Source organism: Pseudomonas sp. GW-45 (assembly GCF_056896675.1).
The window spans coordinates 1,711,323-1,725,268 of record NZ_CM167674.1 but is presented as its reverse complement, the minus strand read 5'-3'; the positions used below and the strand labels follow the sequence as shown (position 1 = coordinate 1,725,268).

The 13,946-nt window shown below is 53.9% G+C and carries 11 protein-coding genes and 3 tRNA genes; 9 read left to right on the top strand and 5 right to left on the bottom strand.

Annotation, left to right across the window (positions count from 1 at the left end):
• Positions 1 to 41: 41 nt before the first annotated feature.
• Positions 42 to 308, top strand: coding sequence for a DUF4212 domain-containing protein (locus AC1XYH_RS07810; RefSeq protein ID WP_483326045.1), 267 nt, complete (start codon positions 42 to 44; stop codon positions 306 to 308).
• A 16-nt stretch (positions 309 to 324) separates the two neighbouring features.
• Complete coding sequence (locus AC1XYH_RS07805) at positions 325 to 2,094, top strand: sodium:solute symporter family protein (protein ID WP_483326044.1); 1,770 nt, start codon at positions 325 to 327, stop codon at positions 2,092 to 2,094.
• Between the two features lie 73 nt (positions 2,095 to 2,167).
• Here AC1XYH_RS07805 and AC1XYH_RS07800 read toward each other — a convergent pair whose 3' ends face one another.
• The 3 genes from AC1XYH_RS07800 to AC1XYH_RS07790 form a co-directional block, all read right to left on the bottom strand.
• Positions 2,168 to 3,409 (bottom strand): OmpP1/FadL family transporter, encoded by a 1,242-nt coding sequence (locus AC1XYH_RS07800; protein ID WP_483326043.1) that lies wholly within the window; start codon positions 3,407 to 3,409, stop codon positions 2,168 to 2,170.
• A gap of 142 nt (positions 3,410 to 3,551) precedes the next feature.
• The gene (locus AC1XYH_RS07795) at positions 3,552 to 4,268 is read right to left on the bottom strand and encodes a 3'-5' exonuclease (protein ID WP_483326042.1); all 717 of its coding nucleotides are present in this window, start codon (positions 4,266 to 4,268) and stop codon (positions 3,552 to 3,554) included.
• Positions 4,265 to 6,199, bottom strand: a complete 1,935-nt coding sequence (locus AC1XYH_RS07790; RefSeq protein WP_483326041.1) for a DUF294 nucleotidyltransferase-like domain-containing protein — start codon at positions 6,197 to 6,199, stop codon at positions 4,265 to 4,267. Before AC1XYH_RS07790 ends, AC1XYH_RS07795 begins: the two co-directional genes overlap by 4 nt.
• A gap of 299 nt (positions 6,200 to 6,498) precedes the next feature.
• Here AC1XYH_RS07790 and uvrY point away from each other — a divergent pair, with 299 nt between their 5' ends.
• From uvrY to AC1XYH_RS07755, 7 genes are all read left to right on the top strand, one after another.
• Positions 6,499 to 7,143, top strand: coding sequence for a UvrY/SirA/GacA family response regulator transcription factor (gene uvrY, locus AC1XYH_RS07785; protein ID WP_483326040.1), 645 nt, complete (start codon positions 6,499 to 6,501; stop codon positions 7,141 to 7,143).
• 2 nt (positions 7,144 to 7,145) lie between these two features.
• Entirely contained in the window at positions 7,146 to 8,975 is a 1,830-nt protein-coding gene (gene uvrC / locus AC1XYH_RS07780) for an excinuclease ABC subunit UvrC (RefSeq protein WP_483326039.1), read from the top strand.
• Positions 8,976 to 9,005: 30 nt separating this feature from the next.
• The gene (gene pgsA / locus AC1XYH_RS07775) at positions 9,006 to 9,575 is read left to right on the top strand and encodes a CDP-diacylglycerol--glycerol-3-phosphate 3-phosphatidyltransferase (protein ID WP_483326038.1); all 570 of its coding nucleotides are present in this window, start codon (positions 9,006 to 9,008) and stop codon (positions 9,573 to 9,575) included.
• A gap of 368 nt (positions 9,576 to 9,943) precedes the next feature.
• A tRNA-Gly gene (locus AC1XYH_RS07770) sits at positions 9,944 to 10,019 on the top strand.
• Positions 10,020 to 10,068: 49 nt separating this feature from the next.
• Positions 10,069 to 10,142 (top strand) — tRNA-Cys (locus tag AC1XYH_RS07765).
• 20 nt (positions 10,143 to 10,162) lie between these two features.
• Positions 10,163 to 10,249: transfer RNA gene (locus AC1XYH_RS07760), tRNA-Leu, on the top strand.
• Between the two features lie 227 nt (positions 10,250 to 10,476).
• Positions 10,477 to 10,653: a hypothetical protein gene (locus AC1XYH_RS07755; RefSeq protein WP_483326037.1), complete on the top strand. Its 177-nt coding sequence runs from the start codon at positions 10,477 to 10,479 to the stop codon at positions 10,651 to 10,653.
• Between the two features lie 76 nt (positions 10,654 to 10,729).
• Here AC1XYH_RS07755 and AC1XYH_RS07750 read toward each other — a convergent pair whose 3' ends face one another.
• Positions 10,730 to 12,862: a TonB-dependent siderophore receptor gene (locus AC1XYH_RS07750; protein WP_483326036.1), complete on the bottom strand. Its 2,133-nt coding sequence runs from the start codon at positions 12,860 to 12,862 to the stop codon at positions 10,730 to 10,732.
• A gap of 149 nt (positions 12,863 to 13,011) precedes the next feature.
• Complete coding sequence (locus AC1XYH_RS07745; protein ID WP_483326035.1) at positions 13,012 to 13,911, bottom strand: GyrI-like domain-containing protein; 900 nt, start codon at positions 13,909 to 13,911, stop codon at positions 13,012 to 13,014.
• Positions 13,912 to 13,946: the final 35 nt, after the last annotated feature.

Sequence of the window (13,946 nt, the reverse complement as noted above, 5' to 3'; positions counted from 1 at the left end):
TACCTTGTTGTGTGTAATAACAACAAAAATTGGAGACGCTAATGTCCTTGTCAAAAGAAGACGCTGCACGCGCCTACTGGCGGGAAAACCTGCGGTTCATGATGATCCTGTTGGTCATCTGGTTCTCAGTATCCTTCGGTGCCGGCATCCTGTTCGTCGATCTACTCAACAATATCCAGTTCTTCGGCTTCCCGCTGGGATTCTGGTTTGCCCAGCAAGGCGCCATCTATGCCTTCGTGGTACTCATCTTCGTGTACGTCTGGAAGATGAATAAGCTCGATCGCAAATACGACCTCCACGAAGAATAAGAACAGGAGTCCTGCAATGGATACGCAAACGTTGATTTACCTCTTTGTGGGGGCGACCTTCGCACTCTACATAGGGATCGCGATCTGGTCTCGCGCGGGCAGTACCAGCGAGTACTATGTCGCGAGCAAAGGTATACACCCAATCGCTAACGGTATGGCCACGGGCGCTGACTGGATGTCTGCCGCCTCCTTCATCTCTATGGCAGGTATTATTGCCTTCGCCGGTTACGACGGTAGCGTCTATCTGATGGGCTGGACCGGTGGTTATGTGCTGCTGGCGATGTGTCTAGCACCTTATCTGCGCAAGTTCGGCAAGTTCACCGTGCCAGATTTTGTCGGTGAGCGTTATTACTCACAGACGGCCCGTGTAGTGGCGGTTATCTGCGTAATCTTTATTTCCTTTACCTACGTAGCAGGCCAGATGCGCGGTGTTGGCATCGTGTTCTCACGCTACCTGGAAGTGGACATCGCGACCGGCGTCATCATCGGTATGGCGATCGTGTTCTTCTACGCGGTATTGGGCGGCATGAAAGGCATCACTTACACGCAAGTAGCGCAGTATTGCGTAATGATGTTCGCTTACATGGTTCCGGCCATCTATATCTCAATCATGATTACCGGCAATCCAATCCCGCAGCTCGGCTTTGGTAGCGAAGTGATAGGTACAGGGCAATCAGTTATCGAACGACTCGATGGGATAGGTGCCGAACTTGGCTTTGGCGCGTATACGGACGGCTCCAAATCGACGATTGATGTGTTCTTTATCACCATGGCACTGATGGTGGGTACTGCTGGTTTGCCGCACGTAATTGTACGGTTTTTTACTACGCCAACAGTAAGAGATGCTCGTAAATCAGCAGGTTACGCTCTGTTCTTCATTGCGATTCTTTACACCACAGCACCTGCTGTTGCCGCTTTTGCCCGCACCAACCTGCTGAATACCGTAGCTGATGCGCAGTACGAGCAGGTACCTGAGTGGCTGTCGACCTGGGAGAACGCAGGCTTAATCGCGTGGCAGGATAAGAACAACGATGGCGTGATTCAGTATGGCCCAGGTGCGCCGTTCGTGGGCAACCCAACGTTTACTGGCGAGCGCGGTGTTAGTGGTGAACGCTTGCTCAGTAACGCACCGACCGATGCCGCCACCGAACTATATGTAGACCGCGACATCATGGTGTTGGCAAACCCGGAAATTGCCGGCTTGCCTGGCTGGGTTATCGCTTTGATCGCCGCCGGTGGTTTGGCTGCGGCGCTGTCTACGGCAGCTGGTCTGCTGCTGGTGATCTCAACGTCGGTATCGCATGACCTGCTCAAGAGCAACATGGCACCCAATATCAGCGAGAAGAACGAATTGCTGGCTGCGCGGGTAGCTGCAGGTGTAGCGGTGGCGATTGCCGGCTTGTTTGGCATCTACCCACCGGGCTTTGTGGCACAGGTGGTCGCGTTTGCCTTCGGCTTGGCGGCAGCATCTTTCTTCCCGGTCATCGTGATGGGTATCTTCTCTAAGAAGATGAACAAAGAAGGCGCTATCGCCGGCATGGCAGTGGGTCTGACCTTCACCTTTAGCTACATCGTGTTCTTCAAGTTCATCAGCCCTGAGCTGAACACGGCTGAGCATTGGTGGTTAGGTGTGTCGCCAGAAGGTATTGGTACCTTGGGCATGGTCTTCAACTTCATTGCTGCTGTGACGGTTGCGTCCTTCACCAAAGCACCGCCGGAGCACATCCAGCACATGATTGAAGATATTCGCGTACCCCGTGGTGCAGGCGCTGCCATAGATCACTAAGGTCCAACGCAGTCGCTAGAAATGAAAACGCCCCGACTGGTTCGGGGCGTTTTTTATTGCGGTTACAACTGCTTTAAAAGCGGTAGGTCAGCTGTGTGGATACACCGTGGGCGCTGTTGCGGTAGTCAGCGCTGTAATCGGCATAGTTGACCGACCCTTCACTTTCGCGCAGGTACGAGTAAGCCATATCTAGCGTGACGTCATCATTGATATCCCAGCCAGCGCCCAACGATAGGATCTTACGATCCGATACAGGGATGCGTGCGGTGCGGTCGTCGTCATCGGTGGGTGAAGGATCCACGGTATAACCGGCGCGCAACACCCAGTTAGGGCTGACTTGATACGCGGCGCCAATAGCGGCAGACCAGACGTCTTTCCATTTAATGTTTTCGTTTATAGTGCCGAAGAGAGCTGGGGCGCCGCTGTTTTCAACCGTGATTTGCTGTAGCTGGCTCCAGCGAGTCCAAGTAGCACCGGCGTAGAGCGTCCAAAAACCGTTTAGCTGGTAGGTAAACGAGGTATCGACTGATTCAGGGGTTGTGAAATCCAAGCTGGCATCGTAGTTACCATTAAGGCCTGTGGCGCCTGGGAAACCCGAGACACGGGTACGACCCTCGAGGGTGTAATCGACTTTTGAGTGATAAGTCAGGCCCCAAGCGAGTTGGTTGGTAACATCGACCAGTACACCGGCATTGAATCCATAACCAACATCATCACCCTTGATATTGACTTCGGCATCGGCACCGCCGAGTGAGGGTGGCGTCTGCACAGCGCTGGTTAATTTCCCGTCGATTTTATTGATGGTAGGACCGAAGCCAATAGAAACACGATCATTTATGCGGTAGCTCAGCGTGGGCTGCAAGGTAACCACTTGCACCTTGCTGTAAACACCGTGGTAGCGGCCCTGGAAGTTATCTTCGTAATCATTGATAAGCCCGAAGGGTGCATAAATGCCGATGCCAAAATGCCAATCTTCGTTCAATGGCTTTACGTAATAGCCGAACGGTACGGCTGCGACTGGCACCATGTCACCATCGCTGGTGCCGGAAACAGTTGTGTTTACGTTGCTGATGTCGCTCTTGGCCTGGATTACTGCAAACCCGCCACTGACTTGCGCACGATCTAGCTTGGACATACCTGCAGGATTGCCAAACAGGGTGCTGGCGTCTTCAGCGGAAGAGGAACGTCCGGAAAAACCGGTGCCCATGCCGCTGGCGCTTTGTTCGTTAATGGAAAGTCCATTGGCGAGGACGGGGTGGGCGAGGGTGCTGATAGCAAGGGCTATAGAGCCACTAAGCCAAGGGTGCTTGATCATCCGATACTCCGGCGCAATGAGGTAAGGGCGCGCAAATTAACAGCCATTGTCTTTTCGTGCCAGTCTTGACTAGCGCGAAATGAGAGAATGGAAGGTAAAACCGGATTTTAAAAGGGTGTTTGGCGGTAGATAGCGATTTTATTCAAAAACTGCCAACTCGTGCATGGCGCAATCTGCGCCACTGACCCAGGCGGCTTTTGACTTCCGCCAGACTGGTTAACCCTTGGGCTTTCGCTTTAGCCAGCAATATCAACATAATTTCAGCAGTGGCCAATGCATCGGCCGCAGCGTTATGCCGCTGGCTGTTCTGCAACCCAAAGTAAGCTTGCCAATCGTCCAGGCCGCCCTGGGGCAAGTTGGCTTCTGGGCAAAGCATGGGGGCGAGCTCGGCAACGTCCAGGAATTTGTGGCGTAGTTTGTAGCCCAAATCTAGACGTAGCCCGCGCAGCAACATGCGCTGATCGAAGGCAGCGTGACAGGCTATAAAAACGCACTCGCCGGAAAACGTCATGAAATCCAGTAGGGCATCAGCTGCATCTACCCCCTGAGCAATTGCACTCGGGGCAATGCCATGGATAAGTATCGACTCGCTGACCTGGTGATTCTCTCGGTACAAGGTGCATTCATACTGGCTGCCGAGATCAATGCAATTGTTTTCAATGACCACAGCGCCGACCGACAATATGCGGTCACGATGGACATTCAAACCGGTGGTTTCCAGGTCCACAACCACCAAGCGTGTTGCGGCGAGCGCAGTGCTATCCAGTGGCTGCGCGCGAGGTAACTGCGTGCACCGCTGGCGCTGCTGGTCAGTCAACAAATCGGCTCGTCTTTTCGGCAGCCACCCGAGCGGGTTCATAAGTTATATCTCAACGCCAAGCTGGCTTGCAGACGTTTTGCCTGACGGAAAGATTCACGCAAAATGCGGCGGTCTAGATGATTCAAGCTTTCGGGGTCGATGCGGTTGCTCAGGGGCTGGCCTTCGCGATCTTGAACTTGGTGCTGTTGCATGCGCACCAGTTGAATGAACTGGTAGGCCTCGACGTAGGCGTCGGCATCCAGTGGCTCTATAACGCCAGCCGCGCGCAGTGCCTGCAAACGCGCCAGAGTATTGCTATTGGTAACGCCGTTGGCTAAGGCCAGCAGCCGCGCGCCGTCTACAAAAGGCCCCAAGCCTTGAATTTTCAGGTCTAAGGTGTCTTTTTCAGTACCACTGCGGGCCAAAATAAACTCACGTAAGCGACCAATGGGTGGCCGATGGAGTAGCGCGTTCTGTGCCATTTGATGCTGAAACAAGCTGTTGCCGTTGATGCGTTTTAGCACCGATTGAAACATGCGTTCTGCCGCGTCAGCGTCGCCCCAGACCACCCGAAAATCAAAGTAGATAGAGGAGGCCAAAAGGTTTTTTGGTGTAGTGCTCTCGATCATCCGGCCAAAACGCTCAGCCCATTCGCTAGCCGAGAGGCAAAGCTGCGGGTTGCCGGCCATGATATTGCCTTTGCACAGGGTGAAGCCGCATGCCGCCAGTGCTTGGTTGATGCGCTTGGCCAGGGGCAACAGTAGCTGACGAGTTTGCTCGGTTTGCTCGGCTGAGCTGGCGACAAACAGAATGCCGTTATCCTGGTCGGTATGCAGTGTCTGCTCCTGCCGACCTTCGCTGCCAAAGCACAGCCAGCTGAAGGCCACGCCGGGATCACCTTGCTCTTGGATACACAGCTCTATGGCGCGGCATACGCTGTGGTCATTGAGCAAGGTAATGATGCGAGTGACCTGCGTGGAAGAGGCGCCATGCGCCAACATGCTGTCAACCAAGCGGCGAATCTCGCTACGTAGCGCAACCAGCGTTTCTAGCGTAGGCGCCTCACGTAGAGTGCGGGCCATATGCACCAGATCTACCCGCTGCAGAGAGAACAGATCCCGCTCGGACACCACGCCAGTAAGGCGCCCCTGATCGACTAGGCAGATATGCGCTATGTGTTGGCGGGTCATGGCGATGGCCGCATCAAAAGCGCTGGCTGAGGAGGGCAGGTGACTGGGGTTGGCGATCATCACCTCGCTAATTGGCTGTTCAAGGTCGGTAGCGGCATCGGCAATTAAGCCGCGCAGGTCACGTAGGGTAAATATGCCGAGTGGCGCTTGTCGTCCATCGGTAATAACGATACTGCCCACGCTGGCCTCGTGCATCAGCCTGACCGCTGCGCGAATAGGTGTGTCTAATGTGCAGATGATCGGGGCGCGATCGGTTAATTCAGCCAGGCGCGCATCCAGAGAATAATGCGAGCCGAGGCTCTCGCTGGCTTGCTGCTGCGCCTGTTGGTTGACCTGGTCCAGCAGGCTGCTGACGCCGCGCAGGGCAAAATCGCGAAATGGTAACGAACGTCGGAACAGGCTGACAAAATCATTGCGGTTGATGGTCAGACAAAAGGTATCTTCACCGGCCAAGTGTACCGTCCGGGTGGCGCGTTCACCGATCAGCGCGGCCAGCGGAAAGCATTCACCAGTGCTGATTTCGAAGGTGGTATCGGGCTCCTGCTGGCCAGTAATCAACCGCTCGCCGCGAATCAGCCCTTGCTTGACCACAAAGAACTGCTGCACGGGCCCATCCTGCGGATGCAGTATCTGCTCACCTGCGGCATAAAAGCGCAATTGTGCATGCTCTACTAGCCATGCCAAGTGTGCGTGTTCCATGAGATTGAACGGCGGATAAGCCAACAGAAAACTGATGGTACCGTGAACATTCTGCATAACAGCGGTTTTACCCGCCTGCGCGAAGCGGTCTTCTCGGGTCATATCGGCCAACCTTGATGTTGCTCATCAGTGTGCCGTTTCGGCATTGCCCCGCCCATGCTACCTAAGTCTTGTAGAGCAGGTCTGTAGGTAAAATGCTGAAGTACTAGTCATTTCATCTGCTCGGCCGTTTTGCTATTGTGGCGGCTGCAGATGCGTCCGGACAGTTTTTTTAGCCATTTGTTCAAAGCTTTGATCCTGACGTTTACTGATTATAGAAAAGGCAACGAGCTAGGATGCCGCCACCGTGTAACAACGCGATGGAATAATAACGTACGGTTTTCTGCGCAAGGGGTTGGATCTTGATCAAGGTACTGGTAGTTGATGACCATGACTTGGTTCGCATGGGTATTAGTCGGATGCTGGGTGATGTGCCCGGTTTTACCGTGGTTGGCGAAGCCGACAGTGGCGAAGCCGCGGTAACTCAAGCACGTTCGTTGCGCCCGGATGTGGTGTTGATGGATGTGCGTATGCCTGGCATTGGTGGGCTCGAAGCTACCCGTAAGCTAGTGCAGCACGACAAACACATCAAAGTGATTGCCGTCACTGTCTGCAACGAAGAACCTTTTCCCTCCCGCTTGATGCAGGCCGGCGCCGCTGGCTATGTCACCAAGGGCGCTGCATTGGAAGAGATGGTCGCTGCCATCAAGCAAGTGCATTCCGGCCAGCGGTATATCAGCCCAAACATTGCCCAGCTGTTGGTACTTAAGCACCTTAATCCGGGCGGTGAATCACCTTTTGATTGCTTATCCGAGCGTGAGATACAGATCGCTTTGATGATTGTCGGCTGCGAGAAGGTCAACAGTATCTCTGACAAACTCTGCCTGAGCCCAAAGACAGTGAATACCTATCGCTATCGCATATTTGAAAAGCTTGGCGTTACCAGTGATGTTGAGCTGACGCTATTGGCTGTGCGCAATGGCATGGTAGATACCTCGCAACAGTGAGCATGGCTGACGTTATTTTTGACCCCAAAGCGTTTCTTGCAACTGCCAGCAACAAACCCGGCGTGTATCGTATGTTCGACGCTCAGGGTGAACTCTTGTATGTGGGCAAAGCGAAAAACCTGAAAAAACGCTTGGCCAGCTATTTTCGCGCTACCGGACTTAGCCCCAAGACGGCCGCTTTAGTCGCGCGCATTGGTCAGATAGATACCACTATCACTGCCAATGAGACCGAAGCTCTGCTCCTAGAGCAGAGCCTCATTAAGGGTAACCGTCCACCGTATAACATCCTGCTACGGGACGATAAATCCTACCCCTACGTGTTTCTGTCCAGTAACGACGAGTTTCCGCGCCTGGGCCTGCACCGTGGCGCAAAACGTGCCAAAGGCCGCTACTTTGGGCCGTACCCCAGCGCCGGTGCGATTCGCGAAAGCCTAAACTTGCTGCAAAAAACCTTTATGGTGCGCCAGTGCGAAGACAGCTATTACAACAATCGCACGCGACCTTGCCTACAGTATCAAATCAAACGCTGTAAAGCGCCTTGCGTTGGCTTGGTAGATCAAGCTGAGTACGCCGAAGACGTGCGCCACTCAGTTATGTTCCTTGAAGGACGTAGCAATTCGTTAGCCACCGAGTTGAACGAGGCGATGGAGCAAGCGTCGATGAGCCTGAATTTTGAGCGCGCAGCCGAATTGCGCGATCAAATATCACAACTGCGCCGCGTGCAGGATCAGCAAAGCATGGATACCGAGCAGGGTGACGTCGACGTTATCGCTGCAGAAGTCACCCCTGGCGGCGCCTGCGTGCACGTCGTTATGGTGCGCCAGGGCAGGGTGCTGGGAACCAAAAACCACTTTCCGCGGGTACCTATCGAGCAAACTTCAGGAGAGGTATTGGCCGCGTTTTTGCCGCAGTACTATCTGGGCACGGCCGAACGCGAAGTGCCGCCAGAAATCATCGTCAATGCCGAGCATGAAGATTTCCCGGTAATCATCCAGGCGCTGAGCCAAGCGCGCGGCTGCAGCCTGAACATCAGCCATAACGTGCGTGGTAACCGCAAACGCTGGCTGTCGCTGGCCGAGAGCAACGCCACACAATCACTGGCAAGCTTATTGGCCAATCGCCAACATACTCAGGCTCGCTTCGAGGCGCTGCAACAGGCGCTCAACCTGGATGAAGTGCCGACTCGGCTAGAGTGCTATGACATCAGCCATTCCAGTGGCGAAGCAACGGTCGCGTCCTGCGTGGTTTTTGGCCCTGAAGGCCCTCTGAAGAGCGACTACCGACGTTTTAACATCGAAGGCGTAACAGCAGGCGATGACTACGCGGCCATGCGTCAGGCGCTTGTCCGGCGCTTTAGCCGCATTCAGGATGGCGAGGGCAAGATGCCCGACATTCTGCTTGTCGACGGCGGTAAAGGGCAAATGAGCATGGCGATGGAAGTGATGCAGGAGCTGGCCATCCATGATCTGACGCTACTGGGCGTATCCAAAGGTGCGACCCGCAAAGCCGGCATGGAAACCCTTTACCTGAATGACCCGCACAATGAACTGGTATTGCCCGGACACTCACCGGCGCTGCACCTGATCCAGCATATTCGCGATGAGGCACACCGATTCGCTATTACCGGGCATCGGCAGCGGCGCGGCAAGGCACGTACCACATCTTCTCTCGAGGGTATTGCCGGAGTCGGCCCAAAGCGCCGCCGCGAGCTGCTCAAGCACTTTGGTGGGCTGCAAGAACTGAAGCGTGCGAGCGCTGCGGAGATGGCTAAAGTGCCGGGCGTCAGTAAAAAACTTGCGGAACAGATTTATGCTGCCCTGCATAGCGATTAGAATGCCCGCTTAGACGAGGTTGCATAAAATATGAACATCCCGAATATTTTGACCCTGACGCGAGTCGGGCTCATTCCTATCTTCATCCTGCTGTTCTACATGCCCTATCACTGGAGTTATGTTGCCGCCGCACTGATCTTTACACTGGCCGCCGTGACTGATTGGCTGGACGGCTATCTAGCGCGCAAACTGCAGCAGAGCACGCCGTTCGGCGCGTTTCTGGATCCAGTTGCCGACAAGCTGATGGTCGTCATAGCGCTGGTGTTGTTAGTACAGCATCACGCCAATTTTTGGGTCACGGCACCTGCGGCCATTATCATTGGCCGTGAACTGGTAATTTCAGCGCTACGTGAGTGGATGGCGGAAATGGGCGCGCGCGCTCACGTAGCGGTATCCCAGCTCGGCAAGTACAAAACCGCCTTGCAGATGGTCGCATTGGTGGTACTGCTAGCGAATCCACCATTGATTACCCATTGGGTAGTGATTGGTTACGTACTGCTGGCCATGTCTGCCGTCCTTACGCTTTGGTCGATGATAGTTTACCTAAAGGCCGCCTGGCCTCATTTGCGCCCCGACGCTGATCAAAATAGCAACAAATAACTTTTTTTGAATCAATGACTTGACAGGATCGCGCAGAAAGATAGAATTAGCGCCGTTCCAAAGCGGGAATAGCTCAGTGGCATGAGCACGACCTTCCGAGGTCGGGGTGAGGCGCATAGCCTCGCGATTTCTCGAGACTTTAGGGTCGAATGTTGTAAATGTGTGCGGGAATAGCTCAGTTGGTAGAGCACGACCTTCCGAGGTCGGGGTGGGGCGCACAGCCTCGCGGGTTCTCGAGACCTTAGGGTCGATTGTTGTAGGTATATGCGAGAATAGCCCAGTTGGTTGGGTACGACCTTCCGAGGTCGGGGTGGGGCGCATAGCCTCGCGAGTTCTCGAGACCTTAGGGTCGATTGTTGTAAATGTGTGCGGGAATAGCTCAGTTGGTAGAGCACGACCTTGCCAAGGTCGGGGTCGCGAGTTCGAGTCTCGTTTCCCGCTCCAGTTTTTATATTACGCTGACGTCATCCACAGCGTGATAGCCCCCTTATGAGGCCGGGTGGCAGAGTGGTCATGCAGCGGATTGCAAATCCGTGAACGCCGGTTCGATTCCGACCTCGGCCTCCATCTTTACATATGTATATTTAGCCCGGATGGCGAAATTGGTAGACGCAAGGGACTTAAAATCCCTCGATCGTAAGATCGTGCCGGTTCGACCCCGGCTCCGGGCACCAATTTCCATGCGGGTTTCAAAGCGTCGCTCCCTTCCTGATAATTGCCTTAAAACCCCACTACTCCGTAATTTCGCAATATTGTCCTGCCTTTCCTCTGATTAACCTGATCCGTTACCCTTGCAGCGCTAAGCGTTGATTTGGCTCAACCAATCGTTGATGGATATTTGATTCTATACTCAGGAGAGTTTGAATCTTTTACCTGCCTGCAGATGCTTAGGAGTCAAGATATGGAGCATGCGTTGTTTTGGGAAAGCCTGGTGATATTTTCGGCTGGGGCATTGCTCGTCTGCGTAGGATTCTCACGCCGCGATAATACATCCGGCATTGTGTTGCTGTGGATGGGGGCTGCTTGCATGCTGGCGTTAGTCTTTTACCTTATACCCAAACTGCTGCACCTGACCTGACCTGACCGGAACACAGGACAATGAATCAATAAAAAAAGGAGGCCTAAGCCTCCCTTTCTTTGTTAACGCCGCTGTATCAGAAGTCGTAACGCAGGCTAGCCTGCACATTGCGTTCAGAGCCGAACCAGCAGTTCAGCCCATCAAAACAGCTGTAGTAACGTTCATCGAACAGGTTGTTGGCTGTCAGTTTGACGCTGGCCCCATCCAGGGTGCTGTCGAGACTTCCAAGATCGTAGCCAACACTTACATCTACCAAGGTAGCTGAAGGAACTCTGTCGGAGTTAAGTGCATCCAGTTCTGCCTCACCGATGTAACGCACCCCTCCGCCTAGGGTGATGCCAGCCATCGGACCGTTGAATATGTCGTAACTGGCCCAGGTATTGAAGGTCTGATCAGGAATCCAAACCGGCGTTTTGCCTTCTAATCCGCTGTTGTCCTTGGTGACCTCCACATCTTGGTAGTTATAGCTGGCCATCAGGTTCAGGTTGCGGGTTATCTGACTGCGGGCCTCGATTTCTAAGCCTTGCGAACGCACCTCACCAGTTTGAATCTTGTCGTAAGCGGTGCCATTGGGGTCGCGGGTAAGTACGTTTTCCTTGTCGATGCGGTAAAGCGCAATTGCACCTGTGGTCTGTTTGTCCGGTGTGCTGTATTTGATGCCGGTTTCCCACTGATTAGCAGTGGAGGGCTCGTAGGTGCCGCCCAAGCGGTCTAATCCGCTGACGGGCTCAAAGCTTTCGGCGTAGCTGATAAAAGGAGATAGCCCGTTATCAAGCTCGTAGAGCGCCCCGGCACGCCAGGAGGTGTTGCTCTGATCCACTTTGCCATCGACATTCAGGCCGTACTGCACGCCATGCTCACGAGACTCGTAAGTGTCATAGCGTCCGCCAGCGATCAGAACCAGTTGGCCAATGCGTATCTGATCCTGGAAGTAAGCGCCGATCTGTTCCTTCTCGATGTTGAACTGGCTGCTGTACCCCGATGCAGCAAAGTCGAGCGCGTTGCCATTGATCTGATAATGGTTTGGGTTGTAGATATCAATTGAGGGCGCAGCCGCATCCTCGTAGCCGATATCGCTGTCTAGCTTGAGGTAATCCAGGCCAAACAGAAGGTTATGCTCAATCGAGCCGGTCATAACAATGCCCGACAGCTGGTTGTCGATGGTGATGCCTTCACTGGTTTCATCAGTGATATAGGCTCGACGGTCGAGGGTGCGCTGATCTGCTGCCAGACCGGTGGTGTAGGTATTTTCCTGATAGGCATCGCCGTGCTGATAGCGGAAGTTTTGCAAGAAATTCCAGTTATCACTGATCTGATGATCAATTTTGTAGCCGAGCATTAATACTTCGCGCTCGTAGGTGTTCCAGTTGGCGTCGCCGCTGTAGGCATCTTCGTCCAAGTCGCCATTGATGTTGTCCTGAAACAGGCCCTGAGCGGGCAGGGTGGTGTAAATCCCCATATCAGGATCTTTCTGGTAGTAGGCGTTCAGGTTGAGCAAGGTGGCATCGCTGATTTGCCAGTCAACCGACGGCGCTAGCATTAGTCGTTCGTTTTCAGAGGTTTCTGCCTGGCCGTCGCTGCTGTTGGCCAAACCATTGAAGCGATAGCTTAGATCCGAGTCGCCAAGCTGGCCGGCTGAATCGAGCGTGATCTCTTTCAGGTTATTGCTGCCGACACTCAACTCAAGGCTGTTGTAAGACTCTTGTAATGGTTTTTTGCTGATTAGATTGACCATGCCACCGGGTGGCATCGAGCCGTATAACGCTGAGGTGGGGCCCTTAAACACTTCTACCTGTTGGACCGCTTGCATATCGACCTGTGGCTGCAGGTTCCAGTCGTTATAGAGCAGCTGCAGGCCATCGTAGAAATTCTGATAGTTGATAAAGCCACGAATGTTAAACAGGTCTATCCGATTGACCGCACCGCCACGCAACTCGGTATTCACCCCCGGCACATAACGCAGCGCTTCTGCCACTGTGTCGGCGTCGCGCGCTTCCAGGGCTTGCTCGTCAACAATAGAAATACCCTGCGGCGTCTCTTCCGGACTCAACTGCGTTTTAGTAGCCGTGTTGCGGTAGGTACTGCCATAGACCGTAAGGCTATCTAGCAGTTTTCCATCTTGCTCCTGGGCATGCAGCGTGGGTAAGTACGCTGCACTGGAAATCGCCGTAGCGAGCAGGGTATGGCGAAAGAGAGGTTGCAGGTTCATCGCGACTCCGGACAGATAATGAATCAATGGTAATGCTAATGATTCTATTTTATAGGTTCTGTTAGAGCTGTGACTTAACATTTTGGGGCATGGCGCAACGTTACAGCGGCTGATTTGAGGGGAGGCGATCCGATTAAACCCAAACGCATTCAACGCGGACGCACGGGCACCCAATACTCCATGTAGCTTTGTGCATTGTCTGAACTGAAACGCTGATCGTAAATCTCCAGATCAAAGCCGTTTACGCCGCAATAACCTGACTCGGGCAACCAATGGCGAATAAACCATTCCAGCACCTTTTGCAGATTATCTAGCGAGCCGTGATGGGGGATAACGGCGTATTCCTGCGCCGGTACTGTCAGAGTCGCTAACCCTTTGGGTGAGGGGCTGGTGCTCGCCTCAAGACAGGCCCAGTAGGGAAAACAGCCCTGATTGTTCTCGACGCAGGTCAGATCGAGTACGCCGATCAGCGTCAGGCTGTCCGGGTCTCGCTTCGCGCTGCGCGCCAAGCTAGTCAGGCTATTCCAGACACGTGGCACGCTGCTGGCAAAGTCCGGTGCAGGTGAAAACAAGCCATTGACCGGGGCACTGATGCCCCAGACCTGGAATGCAGGGCGATTCTCCACCCGAATCGATAACATCGGCTTGCTCATATCCGACGGGAGACGGGGCACATCCTGAAGATTGATAGACGCTAGCATTCCAGTGCGCCGCCCACGTTGTCGATAAGTGCCAGGTGAGCAGCCAAACATCTGCCGAAAACTACGACTAAAACTGATCTCGGTATCAAAACCGCAATTAAGAGCGATATCCAACTGCCGCTGCGGGGTGCTGACCAATAACTCAGCAGCGCGGCTGAGGCGTAATTGACGGATGTACTGAGCGACGGTAAAACCGGTAGCCGCCGTGAATACCCGTTGAAACTGCCAGCGTGACCAGCAGCTTTGCGCCGCCAGGCGCTCTACTGTGAGTGAGTCGTCCAGGTTGCAATGTATGTAGCTGAGAACCCGTTCGATACGGGTCAAACGCTGATCAGTTGAGCTTTCCAAGAATGACTTCTCATGCACGCTAGGTGGGTCAACGA